The 23572-nt window shown below is 52.5% G+C and carries 17 protein-coding genes and 1 riboswitch; of the genes, 12 read left to right on the top strand and 5 right to left on the bottom strand.

The window, feature by feature from the left end:
- The first annotated feature begins 2 nt into the window (after positions 1 to 2).
- Together LC431_RS24855 and metF are read left to right on the top strand one after the other, a co-directional pair.
- Complete coding sequence (locus tag LC431_RS24855) at positions 3 to 2438, top strand: bifunctional aspartate kinase/homoserine dehydrogenase II (protein ID WP_013577575.1); 2436 nt, start codon at positions 3 to 5, stop codon at positions 2436 to 2438.
- Positions 2439 to 2685: 247 nt separating this feature from the next.
- Complete coding sequence (gene metF, locus LC431_RS24850; RefSeq protein ID WP_013577574.1) at positions 2686 to 3594, top strand: methylenetetrahydrofolate reductase; 909 nt, start codon at positions 2686 to 2688, stop codon at positions 3592 to 3594.
- A gap of 72 nt (positions 3595 to 3666) precedes the next feature.
- Here the strand turns inward: metF and ppc are convergent, their stop codons facing one another.
- Together ppc and argE are read right to left on the bottom strand one after the other, a co-directional pair.
- On the bottom strand, positions 3667 to 6312 hold the full coding sequence (ppc, locus tag LC431_RS24845) for a phosphoenolpyruvate carboxylase (protein ID WP_013577573.1): 2646 nt from the start codon (positions 6310 to 6312) through the stop codon (positions 3667 to 3669).
- A gap of 290 nt (positions 6313 to 6602) precedes the next feature.
- Entirely contained in the window at positions 6603 to 7754 is a 1152-nt protein-coding gene (gene argE / locus LC431_RS24840) for an acetylornithine deacetylase (RefSeq protein WP_041673179.1), read from the bottom strand.
- Between the two features lie 138 nt (positions 7755 to 7892).
- On the opposite strand from argE, the gene argC reads away from it, so the two are divergent.
- The 3 genes from argC to argH all read left to right on the top strand — a co-directional run bounded on the left by argC (position 7893) and on the right by argH (position 11259).
- Positions 7893 to 8897, top strand: a complete 1005-nt coding sequence (gene argC, locus LC431_RS24835; protein ID WP_015690596.1) for an N-acetyl-gamma-glutamyl-phosphate reductase — start codon at positions 7893 to 7895, stop codon at positions 8895 to 8897.
- Positions 8898 to 9028: 131 nt separating this feature from the next.
- Positions 9029 to 9802, top strand: coding sequence for an acetylglutamate kinase (gene argB, locus LC431_RS24830; RefSeq protein ID WP_223510420.1), 774 nt, complete (start codon positions 9029 to 9031; stop codon positions 9800 to 9802).
- 83 nt (positions 9803 to 9885) lie between these two features.
- Positions 9886 to 11259: an argininosuccinate lyase gene (gene argH, locus LC431_RS24825; protein WP_013577569.1), complete on the top strand. Its 1374-nt coding sequence runs from the start codon at positions 9886 to 9888 to the stop codon at positions 11257 to 11259.
- 54 nt (positions 11260 to 11313) lie between these two features.
- Here the strand turns inward: argH and LC431_RS24820 are convergent, their stop codons facing one another.
- Positions 11314 to 12075 carry a glutathione peroxidase gene (locus LC431_RS24820; protein WP_013577568.1) on the bottom strand — a complete coding sequence of 254 codons (762 nt, stop codon included), beginning with the start codon at positions 12073 to 12075 and terminating at the stop codon, positions 11314 to 11316.
- Positions 12076 to 12235: 160 nt separating this feature from the next.
- Between LC431_RS24820 and oxyR the strand changes: the two genes are divergently transcribed.
- Positions 12236 to 13159, top strand: a complete 924-nt coding sequence (oxyR, locus tag LC431_RS24815) for a DNA-binding transcriptional regulator OxyR (RefSeq protein ID WP_013577567.1) — start codon at positions 12236 to 12238, stop codon at positions 13157 to 13159.
- On the opposite strand, the gene sthA is transcribed toward oxyR, so the two are convergent.
- Positions 13142 to 14542, bottom strand: coding sequence for a Si-specific NAD(P)(+) transhydrogenase (sthA, locus tag LC431_RS24810; protein WP_013577566.1), 1401 nt, complete (start codon positions 14540 to 14542; stop codon positions 13142 to 13144). The two genes, oxyR and sthA, sit on opposite strands and share 18 nt — an antisense overlap.
- 212 nt (positions 14543 to 14754) lie before the next feature.
- On the opposite strand from sthA, the gene fabR reads away from it, so the two are divergent.
- From fabR to LC431_RS24790, 4 genes are all read left to right on the top strand, one after another.
- The gene (gene fabR, locus LC431_RS24805; protein WP_013577565.1) at positions 14755 to 15435 is read left to right on the top strand and encodes an HTH-type transcriptional repressor FabR; all 681 of its coding nucleotides are present in this window, start codon (positions 14755 to 14757) and stop codon (positions 15433 to 15435) included.
- The gene (locus LC431_RS24800; protein ID WP_223510419.1) at positions 15410 to 15769 is read left to right on the top strand and encodes a YijD family membrane protein; all 360 of its coding nucleotides are present in this window, start codon (positions 15410 to 15412) and stop codon (positions 15767 to 15769) included. The genes fabR and LC431_RS24800 overlap by 26 nt, the downstream gene beginning before the upstream one ends.
- 273 nt (positions 15770 to 16042) lie before the next feature.
- Positions 16043 to 17629: an MFS transporter gene (locus LC431_RS24795; protein WP_013577562.1), complete on the top strand. Its 1587-nt coding sequence runs from the start codon at positions 16043 to 16045 to the stop codon at positions 17627 to 17629.
- Between the two features lie 24 nt (positions 17630 to 17653).
- Positions 17654 to 18793, top strand: coding sequence for a glycoside hydrolase family 105 protein (locus LC431_RS24790; RefSeq protein ID WP_112152604.1), 1140 nt, complete (start codon positions 17654 to 17656; stop codon positions 18791 to 18793).
- A gap of 70 nt (positions 18794 to 18863) precedes the next feature.
- Here the strand turns inward: LC431_RS24790 and trmA are convergent, their stop codons facing one another.
- The gene (gene trmA, locus LC431_RS24785; RefSeq protein ID WP_223510418.1) at positions 18864 to 19964 is read right to left on the bottom strand and encodes a tRNA (uridine(54)-C5)-methyltransferase TrmA; all 1101 of its coding nucleotides are present in this window, start codon (positions 19962 to 19964) and stop codon (positions 18864 to 18866) included.
- A gap of 140 nt (positions 19965 to 20104) precedes the next feature.
- Positions 20105 to 20380: riboswitch (cobalamin riboswitch) on the top strand.
- Between the two features lie 70 nt (positions 20381 to 20450).
- Here trmA and btuB point away from each other — a divergent pair.
- Positions 20451 to 22328 carry a TonB-dependent vitamin B12 receptor BtuB gene (btuB, locus tag LC431_RS24780; RefSeq protein ID WP_223510417.1) on the top strand — a complete coding sequence of 626 codons (1878 nt, stop codon included), beginning with the start codon at positions 20451 to 20453 and terminating at the stop codon, positions 22326 to 22328.
- The gene (gene murI / locus LC431_RS24775; RefSeq protein WP_013577558.1) at positions 22273 to 23154 is read left to right on the top strand and encodes a glutamate racemase; all 882 of its coding nucleotides are present in this window, start codon (positions 22273 to 22275) and stop codon (positions 23152 to 23154) included. Before btuB ends, murI begins: the two co-directional genes overlap by 56 nt.
- Positions 23155 to 23572: the final 418 nt, after the last annotated feature.

Here is a 23572-nt window from a genome sequence, read left to right as displayed (position 1 = left end):
GTATGAATGCAATAGCGGTTGCAGCGCCGGCGGGAAGTCGTCAGTTGCACAAATTTGGTGGTAGCAGTCTGGCCGACGTGAAGTGTTATCTGCGTGTCGCTGGCATTATGGCCGAGTATGCGAAGCCGGGTGACATGATGGTGGTGTCGGCGGCTGGCAGCACAACCAACCAGCTGATCAGCTGGCTGAAGCTCAGCCAGACAGACAGAATTTCTGCGCATCAGGTTCAGCAGGCTTTGCGCCGTTATCAGAGTGATTTGATAACTGGTCTGTTGCCGCCGGAAATGGCCGAACCGCTTATTGCTTCTTTTATTCATGATCTCGAACGTCTGGCTGTTTTGCTTGACGGCAAAATGACCGATGCAATTTATGCTGAAGTCGTCGGGCACGGCGAAGTCTGGTCTGCACGCCTGATGTCTGCAGTGCTGTGTAAGCTGGAATTACCGGCCGCCTGGCTGGATGCCCGTGAATTCCTGCGGGCTGAACGCGCTGCGCAACCTCAGGTTGATGAAGGCCGTTCGTATCCGCTGCTGCAACAACTTCTCGCGCAGCATCCTCAGCAATATCTGGTGGTGACCGGCTTTATCGCCCGCAGTGACGCGGGTGAAACCGTACTGCTTGGCCGTAACGGCAGTGACTATTCCGCCACCCAGATTGGCGCACTGGCTAATGCCAGCCGTGTGACCATCTGGAGTGATGTGGCCGGTGTCTACAGCGCCGACCCGCGCAAAGTGAAAGATGCCTGCCTGCTGCCGTTATTGCGTCTCGATGAAGCCAGTGAACTGGCGCGTCTGGCGGCACCGGTTCTGCACACCCGTACCCTTCAGCCGGTTTCCGGCAGCGATATTGATTTGCAACTGCGTTGCAGTTACCAGCCGGAGCAGGGCTCAACGCGTATTGAACGCGTGCTGGCTTCCGGTACCGGCGCGAAAATTGTCACCAGCCATGATGATATTTGTCTGATCGAAATGGTCATTCCTTCCGGCCACGATTTTGGTCTGGCACAAAAAGATGTTGAGCTGCTGCTTAAACGTGCGCAGATCAAACCGCTGTGTACCGGCATTCATCCTGACCGTAATCTGCTGCAACTTTGCTACACCTCTGAAGTGGCGGGTAGCGCGTTGCAGGTTCTCGAAGAGGCAGCCCTTCCGGCGCGTCTGACCCTGCGTGAAGGGCTGGCGCTGGTGGCGCTGGTCGGGGCGGGCGTGTGCAAGAATCCGCTGCACAGCCACCGTTTTTATCAGGAAATGAAAGATCAGCCAGTGGAGTTTATCTGGCAGGCCGAAGACGGTATCAGTCTGGTGGCTGTACTGCGTATCGGCCCGACCGCGCACCTGATTCAGGGGCTGCACAAAACGTTGTTCCGTGCTGAAAAGCAAATCGGTCTGATGCTGTTTGGTAAAGGCAATATCGGTTCACGCTGGCTGGAACTGTTCGCCCGTGAACAAAAGAATATTTCTGCCCGCAGCGGTTTTGAGTTTGTGCTGGCCGGTGTGGTCGACAGCAAGCGCAGTCTGCTCAATTATGAAGGGCTGGACGCCAGCCGTGCGCTGGCCTTCTTTGATGATGAATCGCAGGCGCATGACGAAGAATCGCTGTTCCTGTGGATGCGCGCGCATCCTTATGACGATTTAGTGGTTCTGGATGTCACCGCCAGCGCTGAACTGGCCGATCAGTATCTGGATTTCGCCAGCTACGGTTTCCATGTCATCAGTGCCAACAAACAGGCAGGCGCGTCGGACACGAATAAATACCGTCAGATCCGCGACGCGTTTTCAAAAACCGGCAGCCACTGGTTGTATAACGCCACTGTCGGCGCTGGTTTGCCGGTTAACCATACGGTGCGTGATTTACGCGAAAGCGGCGACAGCATTCTGGCCATCAGCGGCATTTTCTCGGGAACATTGTCCTGGCTGTTCCTGCAATTTGACGGCACGCTGCCGTTCACCGAACTGGTGGATTTAGCCTGGCAGCAGGGGCTGACTGAGCCGGATCCGCGCGATGATTTATCCGGTCAGGACGTCATGCGCAAGCTGGTGATCCTGGCGCGCGAAGCGGGTTATGACATCGAACCGACCCAGGTTCGCGTGGAATCGCTGGTGCCGGAAAGTTGCGCGAACGGTTCCGTAGATCAGTTTTTTGAAGACGGTGAGGCGCTGAACCAGCAAATGCTGCAACGTCTGGAAGCCGCCCGTGAAATGGGCCTGGTGCTGCGCTACGTGGCCCGTTTCGATGCCAATGGCAAAGCCCGTGTGGGTGTTGAAGCGGTGCGTGACGACCATCCTCTGGCCGCATTACTGCCGTGCGATAACGTGTTCGCTATCGAAAGTCGCTGGTATCGCGATAATCCGCTGGTGATCCGCGGGCCGGGTGCAGGACGTGACGTGACCGCAGGTGCGTTGCAATCTGATCTTAATCGTCTGACGCAACTTCTGTAATTCCTTACGCCTTCCTCTCCCATGAGGGGAAGGCGTAAAAAACCTCTAACTTTCCTCAGCTTCCCCTCAGCCTCATTTTCGCAACGTGAAATTCTTTCAGTTTGCGTGAAGATTAATCATCCCCTGCCTTCATTTTAACGTTGACACTTTGTTCTCTTTCCGTCATTTTCTATCTATACGTTTAGACGTCCAAACGTCCATTATAACGAACCATAATCAAAACGCAGTGATCCATGAGGTAGTGTTTATGAGCTTTTTCCACGCAAACCAGCGCGAAGCGCTGAATCAGAATCTGGCTGAATTACAGGGTCAGATTAACGTTTCTTTCGAATTTTTCCCGCCTCGTACCAGCGAGATGGAAGATACGTTGTGGAGCTCTATTGATCGTCTCAGCAGCCTCAAGCCTAAGTTTGTCTCTGTGACTTACGGCGCGAACTCCGGCGAGCGTGATCGTACACACAGCATCATCAAAGGCATTAAAGAACGTACCGGTCTGGAAGCGGCACCTCACCTGACCTGTATCGATGCCAGCCGCGATGAACTGCGTCAGATCGCACGGGATTACTGGGACAGTGGCATCCGCCACATTGTGGCTCTGCGTGGCGATTTGCCGGCAGGCGGCGGCAAGCCGGAAATGTACGCCACCGATCTGGTGCATCTGCTGAAAGAAGTGGGCGACTTTGATATTTCCGTCGCAGCCTATCCGGAAGTGCATCCTGAGGCCAAAAGCGCGCAGTCAGATCTGATTAACCTGAAACGTAAAATCGATGCCGGTGCGAACCGCGCCATCACGCAGTTCTTCTTTGATGTGGAAAGTTACCTGCGTTTCCGCGACCGCTGCGCCGGTCAGGGGATTGACGTGGAAATCGTGCCTGGCATCCTGCCGGTGTCTAACTTCAAACAGCTGACCCGCTTTGCGACGATGACCAATGTGCGTGTGCCGCACTGGATGAACAGTCAGTTTGAAGGGCTGGATGACGACGCCGAAACCCGCAAAATGGTCGGTGCCAATATCGCGATGGACATGGTGAAAATCCTCAGCCGCGAAGGCGTGAAGGACTTCCATTTCTACACCCTGAACCGTGCAGAAATGAGTTACGCGATTTGCCACACGCTGGGTGTGCGTCCAGACATCGCCGTGCCGGTTCGCGCTTAATCTTTTTGCCCGATACTGAATACAAAAAACCCGCGAATTCGCGGGTTTTTCTTGGGCTGATGTCAGCGAAAACTAGCCGGTATTACGCATACCCGCTGCCACACCGGCAATCGTCACCATCAGCGCCTGTTCGACGTTGGCATCCTGCTTGCCGTCTTTTTCCAGCTCGCGGGAACGGTGCAGCAATTCAGCCTGCAAGACGTTCAGCGGGTCAGTGTAGACGTTTCGCAGTGCGATGGATTCTGCAATCCACGGCAAATCTTCCATCAGATGATCGTCGTTAGAAATCGCCAGAATGACTTTGATGTCGCTTGCCAGCTGATCGCGCAACTGCTGACCGAGCGGCCACAATTCTTTCCCAACCAGACGATGATCGTAGTATTCCGCCAGCCACAGGTCAGCTTTCGCAAACACCATCTCCAGCATACCGATTCGCGTGGAGAAGAACGGCCAGTCGCGGCACATGGTTTCCAGCTCGTCGCGTTTTCCGTCATCAACCACAGCCTGCAAACCGGCACCGGCACCCAGCCAGGCTGGCAGCATCAGACGGTTTTGCGTCCAGGCGAAAATCCACGGGATGGCACGAAGGCTTTCGACGCCACCACTGGCTTTACGTTTCGCCGGGCGTGAACCCAGAGGCAGTTTGGCCAGTTCCTGTTCCGGCGTTGCGGCGCGGAAGTAAGGCACGAAGTCTTTATTTTCGCGAACGTAGCCACGGTACATTTTGCAGGACACGTCAGACAGTTGTTCCATGATATCCACCCAGGCTTGTTTCGGCTCAGGCGGTGGCAACAGGTTGGCTTCCAGAATTGCAGAGGTGTACAGCGCCAGACTGCTGATGGTGACTTCCGGCAGACCGAATTTGAAGCGGATCATCTCGCCTTGTTCGGTAACGCGCAGGCCACCTTTCAGGCTGCCCGGAGGCTGAGACAATAACGCTGCCTGTGCCGGTGCGCCGCCACGGCCGATAGAACCGCCACGTCCGTGGAACAGAGTCAGGGCAATTCCGGCTTTCTCGCAGGTTTTGATCAGAGCATCCTGCGCACGATATTGCGCCCACGATGCGGCCATCACGCCCGCGTCTTTTGCGGAGTCGGAATAGCCAATCATCACCATCTGTTTGCCCTGAATGAAACCGCGATACCAGTCGATGCTCAGCAATTGCTTCATGACATCGTCGGCATTGTTCAGGTCGTCGAGCGTTTCGAACAGCGGCGCAACGGGCATCGGGAACGGACAACCGGCTTCTTTGAGCAGCAGGTGTACGGCCAGCACATCAGACGGCGTGCGCGCCATCGAGATGACATACGCTGCAATCGAGCCTTCCGGCGCTTCGGCAATCACCTGACAGGTATCGAGCACTTCTTTGGTGTTGGCGCTCGGTTCCCAGTGACGTGGCACCAGCGGACGTTTTGAGTTCAGTTCGCGGATCAGGAAAGCCTGTTTGTCGGATTCTGACCAGCTTTCGTAATCGCCAAGACCCAGATAACGGGTAATTTCTGCGATAGCGTCGGTGTGGCGGGTGCTTTCCTGACGCACGTCGATACGCACCAGCGGCACGCCGAAGCAGCGCACGCGGCGCAGGGTATCCAGCAACTGGCCGTTGGCAATAATGCCCATGTTGCAGGCCTGCAATGACTGGTAGCAGGCGTAAAGCGGCGCCCACAGCTGGTCATTTTTCACCAGCAAATCGTGAGGACGTGCAACACGCTCGCCTTTCAGACGGGCTTCCAGATACACCTGAGTATTGGTCAGCTGCGAACGGAGCTGTTTCATGATTTCGCGGTAAGGTTCGATGATGTCCGCACCGCCAGCCAGTTCACGCAGTTCCGGTGTGCATTCGGTCATCGACAGTTCTGACACCAGCACCGCGATATCACGCAGGAACAGATCAGTCGCTTTCCAGCGGCTCAGCAACAGCACGTGACGGGTGATATCGGCGGTTACGTTCGGGTTACCGTCGCGGTCGCCACCCATCCAGGAGGTGAAGCGAACCGGCACGGCTTCCACTGGCATTTTGTAATCCAGTGAGGTTTCCAGCTGTTCGTTCAGTTCGCGCAGAAAAGCCGGCACGCCTTCCCACAGGCTGTTTTCGACTACCGCAAAACCCCATTTGGCTTCATCCACCGGAGAAGGGCGGTTTTTGCGGATTTCATCGGTATGCCATGACTGCGCGATTAACTGACGCAGGCGGCGCATGATTTGTTTGCGCTCGTAATCGGCCAGATCATTATGGTCGAGCTGCTTGAGGCAGTTATTCACTTCCACCAGTTTGTGGATCAACGTACGACGGGCGATTTCTGTCGGGTGTGCGGTCAGCACCAGTTCGATAGAAAGCTGGTCAACGGCATCCCGTAACTGCTGCTCAGAGAGGTTTTTGGATTTCAGACGATCGAACAATTGCGCCAGCGCTTCAGGATTGCTGGCCGCTTCGCCGTGCGGCGAAATGCTGTGATATTGTTCAGCCACGTTGGCTAAATTCAGAAACTGGCTAAAAGCACGGGCAACAGGCAACAGCTCATCGTTTGAGAGGTTTTGCAACGTTGACAGTAACTCCTGTCGATCCGCGTCATTTCCGGCACGGGAGGATTTCGACAGCTTACGGATTTTCTCAACACGATCCAGGATATGCTCTCCCAACGTATCTTTGATCGTGTCGCCCAGCAATTTACCTAAAGTACTGACATTACTTCGCATTGCGGAATATTGTTCGTTCATATTACCTCTGACCCGTTCTCTCGTTTAATTTTTATATTCTGTAAATAACTTTCACCCGTCAGGCATTCTTGCCCCGTTCACCCTGCCAACCTGGCCATACTTTTTAAATGCAGCACATGTTTTAACCCAAAAACCCCTGAACACTCACGTGAAAAATGGTCTTTTTGGCGATGTCGCTGAAATTTAATTACAACAGCGGCGATATCAGTTTGGCTAATCCACCTTTTGTACAGTATCAAAGGGCGCCCGTGAGCGCCCTGATTGTTTCTTCATCAATCCTTCATTCAGTATCAGTGATAACAGAAATGATGAACAACCTGAGAAATCAGCTCACGAGTCGGTTTAATGAACGCAGTATCAATATATTCATCTGGCTGATGTGCCTGATCGATAGAACCTGGTCCGAGCACCAGCGTCGGGCACAGTTCCTGAATAAACGGCGCTTCGGTGCAGTAGTTAACGATTTCCGTCTCCACGCCCAGTAATTTCTCGACCACCTGCACCAGCGGGTGATCCGGCGGACATTCATAGCCCGGGATCGGTGGATGCAGTTCTTCAATCACAATACGTCCCGGCCAGCGTTCGCTGACGGGGGCCAGTGCCTCGTTCAACAGACCATCAATGTCGGTCAGCGTCAGACCCGGCAGCGGGCGGATATCCATGTGCATTTCACAACAGGCACAAATACGGTTTGGTGCGTCGCCGCCGTTGATATAACCAAAGTTCATGGTCGGGTACGGGATCACGAAACCACTGTGGTTGTAACGGCTTTTCAGCGTATTGCGCAGCGTCATTAAATGGGTAATCGATTCGTGCATCAGTTCAATAGCGTTCACGCCGCGGGACGGATCACTGGAATGGCCGGACTGACCGGTGATGCGGATTGCATTCGACAGATGCCCCTTATGCGCACGAACCGGCTTGAGCGACGTGGGTTCACCGATGATCGCGCAGTCAGGGCGAATTTTGGCATTTTTAGAGAAATAGCTGGCACCGGCCATGGTGGTTTCTTCATCGGCGGTCGCCAAAATATACAGCGGTTTAGTCAGTTTGGTCAGATCGACATCACGCAATGAATCGAGGATGAACGCGAAGAAACCTTTCATATCGGCAGTCCCTAAACCATAGAGCTTATTTTCATGCTCGGTCAGGGTGAAAGGATCACGTGTCCAGCGGCCGTCATCGAACGGAACGGTATCGGTATGACCCGCCAGCAGCAACCCGCCTGCACCTTCACCGGTACTGGCTAACATGTTGAATTTATGGCGTGTTCCTGGCACGGGTTGCACTTCGACTTTGAAGCCTAAATCACCGAACCAGCCTGCCAGTAGATTGATTAACGTCTCATTGCTCTGGTCCAGTGCAGCGTCTGTGGCGCTGATGGAAGGGGTGGCGATTAACGCCCGGTAGAGCTCAATAAAAGGAGGTAATTTCATCTTCACTGTTGACAGCCTTTAGTTAGGGTAGTATTCATATTCATGCAATAATTGTGAATAAAAATACAATAAGCCAGCGCGTAAGGAAACCGGAAAAAAATTCATCCGGCCCCTACCCAAAAATTGAGAAGGTGAACAAGCCCTATGTTAAATACGCTGATTGTTGGTGCCACAGGTTATGCCGGAGCCGAACTCGCTGCTTACCTGAATCGCCACCCACATATGAACATAACCGGTTTAACGGTTTCAGCGCAAAGTGCAGATGCAGGAAAATTACTTTCTGATTTGCATCCTCAATTAAAAGGCATCGTCGATTTGCCTGTTTCGCCACTGACTGACGTGGCGGAAGCCGCGAAAGGTGTCGATGTGGTATTTCTGGCGACCGCGCATGAAGTCAGCCACGATTTAGCGCCACAGTTTCTGGCGGCGGGCTGCGTGGTGTTTGATCTATCCGGTGCTTTTCGCGTCAGCAAACCTGAGTTTTATACCGAATTCTACGGTTTTGAGCATCAGCATCTCGACCTGCTCGACCAAGCTGTGTACGGCCTGGCCGAATGGCAGGCTGACAAATTAAAAGACGCACAGCTGATCGCCGTTCCGGGCTGTTACCCGACCGCTTCGCAGCTGGCGCTTAAACCCCTTATCGAAAATGGTTTGCTCAATGACAGCCAGTGGCCGGTGATCAACGCCACCAGCGGTGTTAGTGGTGCAGGCCGTAAAGCCACGCTCGGCAACAGCTTCTGCGAAGTCAGCCTTCAGCCATACAAACTTTTCAGCCACCGTCATCAGCCAGAAATTGCCGAGCACCTTGGCGTGCCGGTGATTTTCACACCGCATCTGGGCAACTTCCCGCGCGGTATTCTGGCGACCATCACCTGCCGTCTGAACGCGGGTGTCACGGAGCAGGACGTGGCGGAAGCCTTCCATAATGCTTATCACGATAAACCGCTGGTGCGTTTGTACACCAAAGGCGTTCCGGCGCTGAAAGACGTGGTTGGCCTGCCGTTTTGCGATATCGGTTTTGCGGTGAAAGGCGAACATCTGATTGTGGTGGCGACGGAGGATAATGTGCTTAAAGGCGCGTCCGCGCAGGCGGTTCAGTGCATGAATATCCGTTTCGGCTTCCCGGAAACACAATCACTGCTTTAACACTTCGTCAGATTGTCAGCAAACAAAAAACAACCGCCCCTGAGCGTTTATTCAGACGCGCAGGGGTGTTAGATTAAATTAAATGTATTGTTATTAATTAACATTCTCAACCGGTCGGGGCGCGAACAGCTATGAATCCGTTAGTCATAAAATTAGGTGGTGTGTTGCTGGACAATGAAGAAGCGCTCGAGCGCCTGTTCATGGCGGTAGTGGCTTATCGTCAGGAATATCACCGCCCGCTGGTTATTGTTCACGGTGGCGGCTGCCTGGTTGACGAGCTGATGAAAAAGCTGAATCTGCCGGTGGTGAAAAAAGCCGGTCTGCGTGTGACTCCGGCTGATCAGATTGACATTATCACCGGCGCACTTGCTGGCAGCGCTAACAAAACCCTGCTGGTGTGGGCGGTTAAAAATCATATCAACGCCGTTGGCCTGTCTCTGGCAGACGGCGGTACTGTCAGCGTTACACAGCTGGATGAATCACTGGGCTTCGTCGGTAAAGCCGAAGCGGGTAACCCGGCGCTGATTAACACGCTGCACGGCGCAGGCTACCTGCCGATTGTCAGTTCTATCGGCATCACCGCAAACGGCGAGCTGATGAACGTTAACGCTGATCAGGCTGCGACTGCACTGGCGGCCACGCTGGGCGCGGATCTGATCCTGCTGTCTGATGTCAGTGGCATTCTTGACGGCAAAGGTCAGCGTATTCCGGAAATGAGCGCAGAGAAAGCCGAGCAGCTTATCGCGCAGGGTATTATCACCGATGGCATGATCGTCAAAGTTCACGCTGCGCTGGACGCCGCCCGTTCTCTGGGACGTCCGGTTGATATTGCCAGCTGGCGTCATGCCGAACAATTACCGGCACTGTTTAACGGCGTCGCCATCGGCACACGTATTCTGGCGTAACGCACCGGCGGCGCATTCGGTATACCCTTTTCAAGGGCGCAGCATAGTGCGCCCTTTTGCATAAAAAATTCAGGAGCAGGAAAATGGCACTTTGGGGCGGACGTTTTACTCAGGCAGCGGATCAGCGGTTTAAAGAACTCAATGACTCACTGCGTTTCGATTACCGGCTGGCAGAGCAGGACATCGTGGGCTCAGTAGCCTGGTCCAAAGCGCTGGTGACCGTCAACGTATTAACCGCTGACGAGCAAATCCAGCTGGAAGAGGCGCTGACCGTGCTGCTGGAAGAAGTCCGTGCCAATCCCCGCGCTATTTTAGCCAGCGACGCCGAAGATATTCATAGCTGGGTCGAAGGTAAACTGATCGACAAAGTCGGTAATCTTGGCAAGAAACTGCATACCGGCCGCAGCCGTAACGATCAGGTCGCGACCGACATCAAACTGTGGTGTAAAGCGCAGGTGGTTGAACTGGGCGATGCATTGCATCATTTACAGCAGGCGCTGGTCGCCACCGCCGAAGCCAATCAGGACGCGGTGATGCCGGGTTACACCCATCTGCAGCGCGCTCAGCCGGTGACCTTTGCGCACTGGTGCATGGCGTATGTTGAAATGCTGGCGCGTGACGAAAGCCGTCTGAAAGATACCCTGACCCGTCTGGACGTCAGCCCGCTGGGCTGTGGTGCACTGGCCGGTACGGCATATCCGATGGATCGCGAACAGCTGGCGGGCTGGTTAGGTTTTGCTTCTGCGACCCGTAACAGCCTCGACAGCGTTTCTGACCGTGACCATGTTCTTGAACTGCTGTCCAACGCGGCCATCAGTATGGTTCACCTTTCCCGTTTTGCCGAAGACCTGATCTTCTTTAACACCGGCGAAGCGGCGTTTATTGATTTGTCCGATCGCGTAACGTCAGGTTCCTCCCTGATGCCGCAGAAGAAAAACCCGGATGCGCTGGAGCTGATCCGCGGCAAATGTGGCCGCGTACAAGGCGCACTGACTGGCATGATGATGACCATGAAGGGCCTGCCGCTGGCGTACAACAAAGACATGCAGGAAGACAAAGAAGGACTGTTCGATGCGCTCGACACCTGGATGGATTGCCTGAATATGGCGTCGCTGGTGCTGGACGGCATTCAGGTGAAACGCCCGCGTGCGAAAGAAGCTGCACAGCAAGGCTACGCTAATTCCACCGAACTGGCAGACTATCTGGTTGCCAAAGGCGTGCCGTTCCGCGAAGCACACCATATTGTGGGTGAAGCGGTGGTCGAAGCGATTAATCAGGGGAAGGCGCTGGAAGAATTGCCGCTGGCTGATTTGCAGAAATTCAGCAATGTGATTGGCGATGACGTTTACGCGATCCTTGAACTGCAATCCTGTCTCGACAAACGTGCCGCCAAAGGTGGCGTTTCTCCGCAGCAGGTCGCGCAGGCGATTGCCGATGCGAAAGCGCGTTTAGCGTAAAATAAAAAAGGCGGACCGAAGTCCGCCTGATTTTACTGTTTGGTTTCCCGACGCTTATTGTGCGACTTCGCACAACGCTTCTGTTTCTGAATGGAGGTAAACCTCCAGGTCGTCACTTCCCCCAATGTGGCGTCCACCGATAAAGACTTGCGGCACTGTCGCCCGCCCTGTCACGGCGCGCAGACTGACGGTGGTCGCGTCTTTACCTAATACAATTTCTTCGTACTGAATGCCGCGTTCCTGCAACATTTGTTTGGCTTTCGCACAGAACGGACAGCCCGGTTTGGTGAATACGGACACGGATTCTTGTACTTTAAATTCTGGTGCCAGATATTTGAGCATGGTGTCTGCATCAGACACTTCAAACGGGTCACCCGGTTTGTTTGGCTCAACGAACATTTTCTCGACTACACCATTGCGCACCAGCATGGAATAACGCCATGAACGCGGGCCGAAGCCTAAATCCGCTTTCTCAACCAGCATGTCCATGCCTTTGGTGAATTCACCGTTACCGTCCGGAATGAAAGTGATGTTGGACGCGTTTTGTTCGGCTTTCCAGGCGTTCATCACGAAGGTGTCATTCACGGAAACGCACAGAATGCTGTCGACGCCGTGGTTTTTAAAGACCGGAGCCAGTTCGTTGTAACGTGGAAGATGGCTTGAAGAGCAGGTCGGGGTGAAGGCTCCCGGTAATGAAAACACAATCACTGTTTTATTTTTAAACAGCTGCTCGCTGCTGAGATCTACCCACTGGTCGCCCTGTCGGGTGTGAAAAGTAACGTGCGGTACGTGTTTCCCTTCCTGGCTTGCAAACATGAATAACCTCTTAATTAATCAATAAAATACAAAATATTTTCGGCATTGCCGTTTCGCTGGGAGGCATTATTCACAATAATGGTTGATAGATATAATCGTTGATTGCTATCTTATCTATCGTTAACAGCTATCTCATTGCCTTTTAGGGACTGGAGGAAAAATGAACATTCGCGATCTAGAGTATCTGGTGGCGCTGGCGGAGTTCCGTCACTTTCGCCGCGCAGCAGATTCATGCCATGTCAGTCAGCCGACGTTAAGCGGTCAGATTCGTAAACTGGAAGATGAACTTGGCGTTATGTTGCTTGAAAGAACCAGCCGCAAAGTGTTGTTTACACAAGCCGGTTTGTTGCTGGTGGATCAGGCGCGCACGGTGTTACGTGAAGTGAAAGTTCTGAAAGAGATGGCAAGCCAACAGGGTGAAGCGATGTCCGGGCCGATGCATATCGGGCTGATCCCGACCGTCGGGCCTTATTTGCTGCCCCAGATTATTCCTTCGCTGCACAAAACCTTCCCGAAGCTGGAAATGTATCTGCACGAAGCGCAAACCCATCAGTTACTGGCTCAACTGGACAGCGGAAAACTCGACTGTGCCATTCTGGCGCTGGTGAAAGAGAGCGAAGCGTTTATTGAAGTGCCGCTGTTTGATGAGCCGATGAGGCTGGCGATCTACGACGATCATCCATGGGCATCTCGCGATCGTGTGGCGATGGCAGATCTGGCCGGTGAAAAACTGCTGATGCTGGAAGACGGGCACTGCCTGCGTGATCAGGCGCTCGGTTTCTGCTTCCAGGCAGGTGCGGATGAAGATACCCATTTCCGGGCAACCAGTCTGGAAACGCTGCGTAATATGGTGGCAGCGGGAAGCGGGATTACCTTGCTGCCATCACTGGCTGTGCCCAATGAGCGCAGCCGTGACGGCGTGACGTACCTGATGTGTGACAAACCGGAACCACGACGCACAATCGCGCTGGTATATCGTCCCGGTTCGCCACTGCGCGGGCGTTACGAGCAGCTGGCGGAAGCCATCAAAGAGCACATGCAGCCTTACATGGACCGAACCGCAGTCTTAAAACAGGCGGTTTAAGCCGTTCAGTGCCGCAACGCGATAGGCCTCTGCCATGGTCGGATAGTTGAAGGTGGTATTAACGAAATACTCGATAGTATTCCCTTCACCTTTCTGTTCCATGATGGCCTGACCGATGTGAATAATCTCGGCGGCGCGTTCACCAAAGCAGTGAATTCCCAGAATTTCTTTGGTCTCACGGTGGAACAGGAGCTTCAGACTACCCACGTTCATGCCTGCAATTTGTGCGCGTGCCAGATGTTTAAACTGTGCGCGGCCCACTTCGTAGGGCACTTTCATCGCTGTCAGTTCCTGTTCGGTTTTACCCACGGAACTGATTTCAGGAATGGTGTAAATACCCGTCGGAATGTTTTCTATAAGGTGGACTTTCGCTTCGCCCTGAATCATGGCCTGCGCGGCGATACGTCCCTGATCGTAAGCCGCTGATGCCAGGCTTGGATAGCCAATGACGTCACCGACCGCATAAATATGCGACAGCGCAGTCTGATACATGCTGTTCACTTTCAGCAGCCCACGGCTGTCAGCTTCCAGACCAATGTTCTCCAGACCCAGTTTATCGGTGTTACCTGTGCGCCCGTTGGCATACAGCAGTGCATCAGCTTTCACTTTTTTACCGGATTTAAGATGCATGATCACACCGTCTTCCACGCCTTCGATCATCTCGAACTCTTCGTTGTGGCGGATAACCACACCGTTATTCCAGAAGTGATAGGACAGGGCGTCTGACATTTCCTGATCGAGGAAAGATAACAAGCGGTCACGGGTGTTGATTAAGTCCACTTTGACGTTCAGACCGCGGAAGATCGACGCATATTCGCAGCCGATTACACCCGCTCCGTAGATAATCACGTGGCGTGGCTCATGGCTCAGTTCAAGAATGAGATCGCTGTCGTAAATCCGCGGATGGCCAAAATCGACATTGGCTGGCCGGTAAGGACGGGAGCCGCAGGCAATCACGATGTTATCAGCGGTAATTTGTTCGTGTGTGTTATCGGCATAGCGGATGCTGATGGTGTTGGCATCCACAAAACTGGCATCTCCGGAAAACAGCTGGCATTGGTTTCTCTCATAGAAACCCTGGCGCATACGTGTTTGCTGATTAATAACCGAATCGGCGTGACGCAGGATGTCCGGGAAACTCGAACTCATAGTGCGGGAGTTATCACTGTAGAGCGGGTTTTGGTTAAATTCGATGATTCTGCTGACGGCGTGGCGTAATGCTTTGGAAGGGATGGTTCCCCAGTGAGTACATCCGCCACCGACGTTGTTATAGCGTTCGATGACAGCAACCCGGGCGCCTTGTTTAACCAGTCCCATCGCGGCGCCTTCTCCGCCAGGGCCTGAGCCAATGATGATGGCATCAAAATGTGAGTGCTGTGGCATGGTTCGAAACCTATTTTTATACAAAATCACAACGAGAAAGTAACATATTACACCTATTTACCCCACATGCAGTTGTCATTTAATGGTAATGCAGCAACATTCTGACCCACTTTATGCTGTTGTATCTTTGGCTCCGGCCGTTAAAATTTTTGGTATAGTGAAGCGATATCGGGCGAATAATCAAAAAGAAGAATACTATCCGGATGAAGGTTATGGGCGTAAGAGCACAACAAAAAGAGCGCACGCGCCGCTCGCTGATTGAGGCGGCTTTTAGCCAGCTTAGTGCCGAGCGTAGCTTTGCCAGTCTGAGTCTGCGTGAGGTTTCCCGCGAGGCAGGCATTGCGCCAACCTCCTTTTACCGGCACTTTCGCGATGTGGATGAACTGGGTCTGACAATGGTTGATGAAAGTGGTCTGATGCTGCGTCAGCTGATGCGCCAGGCACGCCAGCGCATTGCGAAAGGGGGCAGCGTGATCCGCACATCCGTCTCCACGTTTATGGAATTCATCGGTAACAATCCCAACGCATTCCGCCTGTTGTTGCGTGAACGCTCCGGTACGTCATCGGCATTTCGTGCCGCCGTCGCCCGTGAAATTCAGCATTTTATTGCGGAACTTGCCGACTATCTGCAACTCGAAAACCATATGCCGCGCAGTTTTACTGAAGCGCAGGCTGAAGCCATGGTGATCATCGTTTTCAACGCCGGGGCGGAAGCGCTGGATGTGGATATTGCACAGCGACGCCAGCTGGAGGAACGCCTGGTGTTGCAGCTGCGGATGATTTCCAAAGGCGCATATTACTGGTATCGCCGTCAGCAGGAACGGACGGCTGTGACCCCCCTCACTAATATGACCCGAGGTAAAGAAGATGACCGAACAACCGAACCAGGATAATGGCACTCTGGTTTTGGCTTTGATTGCCGGGCTATCAATTAATGGCACTTTCGATGCGTTATTCAGTTCTGTCGTAACGTTTTCGATCTTCCCGATCATTTCTCTGGTGTTAGCGGTGTATTGCCTGCACGTTCGTTACCACCGCGGTGAAATGCCGAAAGGGTTACCGGTTCTGGCCGCAGCCTGCTTCCTGCTGGGGCTGCTGCTGTACAGCACCATCGTGCGCGCAGAATACCCTGAACTGGGCTCAAACTTCCTGCCGTCGCTGATTTGTGTGGCACTGATCTTCTGGATAGGTCTGAAGCTGAAAAAACGTAAGTCTTCCGCTCTGTAGTCCTTCCTCATAAGCCAACGAGGCAATCTGCGGATTGCCTTTTTTTATATCCAGCCATTTAATGAACTGTCATTTCATTAATATCAAACCTATGTTCAATATTTAGAGATTGATCGCCCACTTCTTCATTTCTTTGCCATAAAGTCCGTTTGAGTGGCAAAAACCAAAAGGTTTTCATTCCTGCTCCTCGTTAATTTGAATCATGGCCGGACGAAGTATTTTCGTTCGCATTCAGCCTACGCCTATAGGTGATTTAACAGAGGCAACACGGCAATGAAAACACGTAAAATCGGATTCTTTAATTACATCGCTTACGGGTCAGGCGATTTTCTCGGGGCGGGAACGACAGCTCTGACTGCGGCGTGGCTACTCTATTTTTACACCACGTTTTGCGGTCTTTCGCCCATTGAAGCGACCTTTATTTTTGCCACCGCGCGCGTAGCCGATGCGGTGCTGAGCCCGCTGATGGGGTATCTCACTGATAATTTCGGCAACACCTGGCTCGGCAAGCGTTTTGGCCGCCGCAAGTTCTTCATCCTGCTCGGTATTCCTTGTGTGTTTAGCTACAGCTTCATGTGGGTGGGAGACATGGGATATGTCTATTATCTGCTGACCTATCTGCTGTTCGATATCGTCTACACCATGATTCTGGTGCCGTATGAAACACTGGTGCCGGAAATGACCGATGATTTCAAACAGAAAACTAAATTTTCCGGCGCCCGTATCGCTCTGGCACAGTTGTCAGCGATTCTGGCGGCCTTCCTGCCGGGGATTCTGTTGCAGCATTTCGGCAAAGATAATGCCATTTCCTTCTTCTATTCGAGCCTGGTCTTTGCGGTAATTTGCGCATTCGTTCTGACACTGGTGTATTTCTTTACCTGGGAAAGACCGGAAGAGCTCAAATCTGAAGCCACGAAGAAAATTGAGCGCGAACGTCAGCAACTGACGCTGGCGCAGAGCCTGAAACGTCTGAAAGTGGAATTATCCTCGACGCTGCGCATCAAGATTTTCCGTCAACATCTGGGGTTATACCTTGGCGGGTATATCGCGCAGGACGTGTTTAATGCCGTCTTCACCTATTACGTCGTGTTCGTGCTGATGCAAAGTGCTGCAATTGCCTCCAACCTGATGGGCATGATGGCCATCCTGCAATTCGTGGCGGTAATTGGCATGATCCCGCTGTGTATCCGCTTTGGTCCTGCACCATCTTATCGTCTGGCTGTTTCCCTGTTCGGGCTGGCCGCTATCTCGTACGGCGTGCTGTATTACACCGGTATGAATGATTCGATGTCATTACTGCTGCTGATTTCCGCGCTGGCCGGTCTTGGCCGTGGCGGGATCAACTACGTGCCGTGGAATATCTACACCTATATCGCTGACGTTGATGAAACCATTACCGGTCAGCGCCGCGAAGGGATTTTCGCCGGCGTGATGACGCTGACCCGCAAAGCATCACAGGCCGGTGCGGTGATGCTGGTAGGGATTATCTTGCAACTTGCCGGGTTCGTTTCCGGGCAAAGTCAGCAGGTTCCGGCAGTCGGTCATACCATTCTTGGTGTACTGGTGATCGGGTCATTGCTGATGCTCAGTATCGGTTTCACCATCTCCCTGTTCTTCCGTCTTAATCAGAAAACGCACGGTGTGCTGACCCGCGAAACGCAGAAAATGCGTGATGCTAACCGTATCGTACCGGAGCAAATTACGCCGGAAGACCGGGCTACGGTCGAAATGCTGACAGGAATGAAATACGAATCTCTGTGGGGCAATAACAACATCGGTTATCTGCATCGCAATAACCCGCCTCCCGAAAAGCTGACCCGTGAAAATACCGCTGAAATGCCGGTCCAGGGACGTTTATAAATTTTGAATTCACAGGAGAACGCCATGAAAGTTTTTGAAGTTAAACACAGTGCCTTGCTGCGACAGCCGGAACATTTCATTTCTCGCGGGGAACTGAAATCGCTGATCCACAACGTGACCAACAATCTGGTGAATATCGAAGATAAAACCGGTGAATTCCTGCTGCGGTTGGACGATGGCCGCGTGATTGATACCAAAGGCTGGGCAGGCTGGGAGTGGACGCACGGTATCGGACTTTACGGGATTTATCAGTATTATCAGCAGACTGGTGACGAAAAAATGCGTGCGGTGATCGACGACTGGTTTACCGCGCGTCTGGCGGAAGGCACGCCGACCAAAAACGTCAATACCATGAGCCCGTTCCTGACGCTGGCTTATCGTTATGAGGAAACCGGCAATGCGGCATGGCGCCCTTATCTGGAGCGCTGGGCGGAATGGGTAATGTACGAAATGCCGCGCACTGATAAAGGCGCGATGCAGCACATCGTTTATAACAACGAAAATCACCAGCAAATGTGGGATGACACGCTGATGATGAGCGTGTTGCCCCTGGCGAAAATCGGCAAATTGCTGGATCGTCCGGAGTTTGTCGAAGAAGCGACGTATCAGTTCCTGATGCACGTGCAGTATCTGATGGATCGCGAGACCGGTCTGTGGTTCCACGGCTGGACGTTCGACGGACATCATAACTTTGCGCAGGCCCGCTGGGCGCGTGGCAACAGCTGGCTGACCATCGCGATCCCGGAATTCCTCGAACTGGTGGATTTACCGGAAAATAACGCCACCCGTCGCTATTTATTGCAGGTGCTGGAAAGTCAGGTCAGTGCGCTGGCGAAATGTCAGGATGACAGCGGTTTATGGCATACGCTGCTTGATGACCCGCAATCTTATCTTGAGAGCTCAGCGACCGCCGGTTTCGCCTATGGCATTCTGAAAGCCGTGCGTAAACGTTATATCGATGCGTCTTATGCGCCGGTGGCGGAGAAAGCCATTCAGGGGGTGATCAAACACATCAACCCGGCAGGGGAGCTGACGCAAACATCATTCGGAACGGCGATGGGGAATGATCTCGATTTCTATCGTGAAATCGCGCTGACCTCGATGCCTTACGGACAGGCAATGGCGATCCTGTGTCTGTCAGAATATCTGCGGGTTTATCTGTAGTATTGCGGATAACGGACTGAAGTAAAAACGGGCACTCAAAAGGTGCCCGTTTTTGTTTTTTCATCCGCTGTCAGATTTTTTCCAGCAGCACGCCAGATTCCATATGGTGCGTATACGGGAACTGATCAAACAACGCCAGACGTGTCACGCGGTGCGTCTTGCTCAGTGTTTCCAGATTCGCGCACAGTGTTTCCGGATTGCAGGAGATATAAAGAATACGGTCGTAGCCTGCCACCATCTTCACTGTTTCGTCATCCAGTCCGCTGCGCGGCGGGTCGACAAAAATGGTGTTGCATTCATACCCGCTTAAATCAATATCCTGCAAACGGCGGAATTCGCGTACGCCATTCAGCGCCTGTGTGAAATCTTCGGCCGCCATGCGGATAATCTGCACGTTATCAATATGGTTCGCCGCAATGTTGAATTGCGCGGCTGTGACGGAAGGTTTGGCGATTTCTGTCGCCAGAACGCGGCGGAAGTTGCGTGCCAGAGCCAGCGAGAAGTTGCCGTTACCACAGTAAAGTTCCAGCAAATCGCCGGTCGAGTTTTCCGTGGCCTTCAGCGCCCATTCCAGCATCTGAATGTTCATCTCAGCGTTTGGCTGGGTGAAACTGTTTTCCACCTGACGGTAAATCATATCGCGGCCCGCCACCGGAAGGACTTCGTCGACATAATCCTGATCGAGCATGATTTTAGTTTTGGCTGCACGACCAATCAGCTGGATGTCAAACCCGTCAGCGCGCAACTGGTCGCGCAAGGCGGTGGCGGCATGCTGCCATTCGTCATCAAGCTTACGATGGTAAAGCAGCGAGGCAATGATTTTGCCACTGCGGGTCGACAGATAGTCGATCTGGAAGATCTTGCGGCGCAATGCCGGATCTTGTTTGATGGCCGCAATAAGCTTAGGCATCAGGCGGTTAATCAGTTCGCTGGCGGTCGGGAACTGGTCCACACGCACACGGGCTTTGGTCTGCTGATCAAACATGATGTGGTACAGGTCGCCTTCATCGTGCCAGACACGGAATTCGGCGCGCATACGATAATGGCTGACAGGAGAACGGAAAACGTCAGGCTGCGGCGCATTATAAGGCGACATCATCGCCGTGAGACGTGCGGTCTTTTCCGCCAACTGGTCGTCATAGTGTTCAATGGGCAGGTTTTCAGGCGTCATCGGTTATCTCGTCTAACAGGAAGTAAATGAACAAACTTTGCGGGGATTGTAGGGAAAGTCACTCCTATGTCCACCTTTGTTGCATTTCTTCCGCTAAAACATACCTGACGTTACGGATGTCTGGATTTCCAAATGGGTTGATCGTAGGATTGCGCTTCGGCCTCATTGACTGAGTTAAAAGGGAATCCGGTGTGAATCCGGAACTGGCGCGCAGCGGTATGGGGAAATCACGGCGATAGCATTCTTTATTATGCAGACACTGTTTCTTCTTTCTCTTTCCCTCTTTATATAAAGACAAGAGAGAAGAGGAGATGGGAAGTCATCGCCCGGTGCGGGTATTTTTTAATTAATTACGACGTAATTAATTAGCCTGCAAATCCTAAGTCCGAAGACCTGCCGATGTTACGTCGCATTAATCATCGTCGTCGCGAAATACCGTCGGTGATCCTCTGCGGCATCCGCCAATTAAGTTTGGATGCTCGATTCATGACAATTAAAAAGCATGTGCTGCTGACGGCATTATCTGTCACGGCTTTTTCAGGGTGGGCGCAAGACAGCACTTCCACAAACAGTGGCGATGATCTGGTTGTTACCGCGAACCGTTTTCCACAGCCCGTTTCCTCAGTACTCGCGCCGACGGATATCGTCACGCGCGCAGATATCGACCGGTGGCAGTCAAAATCTGTGGCTGATGTTTTGCGTCGTTTACCGGGCGTGGATATTGCCCAGAACGGTGGAATGGGCCAGCAGACCTCATTATTTGTTCGCGGAACGAATGCCAGCCACACATTGGTGCTGATGGATGGTGTGCGTCTTAACCAGGCAGGTATTTCCGGCGCGGTGGATATCAGCCAGATTCCCATTTCTCTGGTTCAGCGTATTGAGTTTATTCGTGGCCCACGCTCGGCAGTTTATGGCTCCGATGCCATTGGGGGCGTGGTTAACATCATTACCACGCGTGATAAATTAGGCACGACATTGACAGCCGGTATCGGTTCAAACGGCTATCAGGCTTATGACGGCTCAACGCAGCAGAAACTCGGTGAGAATACTGTTCTGACGGTAGCGGGGAACTATACCTATACAAAAGGTACCGATGTGGTGGCGAATCTGCCGGATAATTACGGTGATCCGCGTCAACCCGATCGTGATGGCTTCATGAGTAAGACGCTCTGGGCAGGTCTTGAGCATCAGTTCAACGACCAGTTCAGCGGTTTTGCCCGCGCATACGGTTTTGATAACCGCACGGCCTATGACGGAACATACAGTTACGCAGATCCGGCACACAGTGATGCGCTGCCTGACACACGCCAGTTGTACAGCCGGACTTACGATACCGGGTTGCGCTTCCAGCAAGGGATCTATTCGACGCAAATCAGCGGAAGCTATAGCAATACTAAAGACTACAATTATGACCCGAAATACGGTCCTTATTCCGCTTCTGCAACGCTGGACGATTCAGATCAATACAACCTGCAATGGGGAAACACTTTCCAGGTAGGGCAGGGAACCCTCAGCGCTGGCGCTGACTGGCAGAAACTCAGTACTCAGCCAGGCACCAACTATATTACCGATGGCTATACCCAACGAAACACGGGGGTGTACGCGACAGCTCAGCAAAAAGTGAGCGATTTTACTTTTGAAGGCGCAGTGCGTAATGACGATAATTCACAGTTTGGTTCGCATGGCACCTGGCAAAGTAGTGCTGCCTGGGAGTTTATTGACGGCTACCGTTTGATTGCGTCTTACGGAACAGCGTTTAAAGCGCCTAATCAGGGACAGTTATATGGCAGTTTTGGCGGTAATGCCGATCTTAAGCCTGAAGAAAGTAAAGAATGGGAAGGTGGGCTGGAAGGCCTGACCGGACCATTGAACTGGCGTTTGTCTGCTTATCGTAATGACATCGATCAGATGATCAGTTACGACAATCAGCAATTCGGTTATTACAATATCGATAAGGCAACAATTAAGGGTGTTGAATGGACCGGGTCTTTCGATACGGGTCCGTTGAGGCATCAGGTCACATTGGAATATTTGGATCCCCGCAATGCTGAGACCAACGAGATTTTATTACGCCGTGCTAAACAACAGGCGAAATATCAGCTCGACTGGACTGTGGCTGATTTTGACTGGTCGCTCAATTATCAGTATTTGGGTGAACGATACGATAAGAATTACAACACCAATGAAAATGTACGCCTGGGTGGTGTGAGTCTTTGGGATCTTGCTGTGTCATATCCGGTAACGTCACATCTGACGGTTCGTGGTAGAATTGCCAACCTCTTTGATAAAGATTACGAGACGGTTTATGGCTACGAAACACCAGGACGTGAGTACAACCTTACTGGAAGCTATACCTTCTGATACAACACAAGTTCCTGACCGCCCGACGGTGCTGGTTTTCGATTCTGGCGTCGGCGGGTTGTCGGTTTATGATGAGGTCCGGCAGATGTTGCCGGACCTGCACTATATATATGCCTTCGATAATGTGGCTTTCCCCTACGGCGAGAAATCCGAAGAGTTTATCGTTGAGCGCGTGGTGGAGATTGTCACCGCTGTTGCGAAACGCCATCCCCTTTCTATTATTGTCATCGCCTGCAACACTGCGAGCACCGTTTCTCTCCCCGCATTACGCGCCAAATTTAGTTGTCCTGTTGTCGGGGTTGTCCCGGCAATCAAACCTGCAGCTAAATTAACGCGTAATGGTGTGGTCGGATTGCTGGCGACCCGTGCGACAGTTCAGCGTCCTTATACGCATGATCTGGTCGCACGCTTTGCGACGGATTGTCAGATTCTGATGCTGGGTTCGGCGGAACTGGTAGAACTTGCGGAAGCGAAGCTGCATGGTGAAGAGGTTTCGTTAGCGGCGTTGAAGAAAATCCTGCATCCTTGGTTGCGTTTACGTGAACCGCCAGACACGGTGGTCTTAGGTTGCACGCATTTCCCGTTGCTTTCGCAAGAGCTGTCACAGGTTTTGCCTGATGGTACGCGTATGATCGACTCGGGTTCTGCGATTGCGAGGCGTGCGCATTGGTTAATTGAAACTTCTCATGTGCCAATTCCTGAAAGAAAAGCCGATGTGGAAATCGAGTGTGTCGCCTACTGCATGGCGATGACTGCAGAGGCGCAAAGTTTGCTGCCTGTTTTACAGGCATATGGCTTCAGAAGTATCCAGGAATTGCCGCTTTAAACATCATTTGATGAAAGATTCAGCGGTCGGTAAATTATTTGTATTTTAGGGGTTGCGGCCTTCTGAGAACTCCCTATAATGCGCCTCCACTGACCGGGAACAACGACTGACAAGTCGCCCGGACTGGAAGAGAAAAAGAAGAATGTTCGAATGAATAATCTCTTGACTCTTCAGCGGGAAAACGTAATATACGCCTCCCGCGCCGCATAAGATTCCTTGCGAACCGCGGCATGCTCTTTAACAATTTATCAGACAATCTGTGTGGGCACTCACAAGACGATATCAGCCACCTCGGTGGCAAAAAATATCAAGTCTTAGAGTGACCAAGCAGTAATTCATTTAGTTGAATTATTACGAAGTAATCTCTGAGCACCGCTTCACTTGTTGAAGCAAATCGAACTTTTAATTGAAGAGTTTG

The organism is Rahnella sp. GSA61A (assembly GCF_019969905.1).
GTDB classification, from domain to species: domain Bacteria; phylum Pseudomonadota; class Gammaproteobacteria; order Enterobacterales; family Enterobacteriaceae; genus Rahnella; species Rahnella aceris.
The sequence above is the reverse complement of the archived record's forward strand: the minus strand, read 5'-3'. Positions and strand labels throughout refer to the sequence as shown.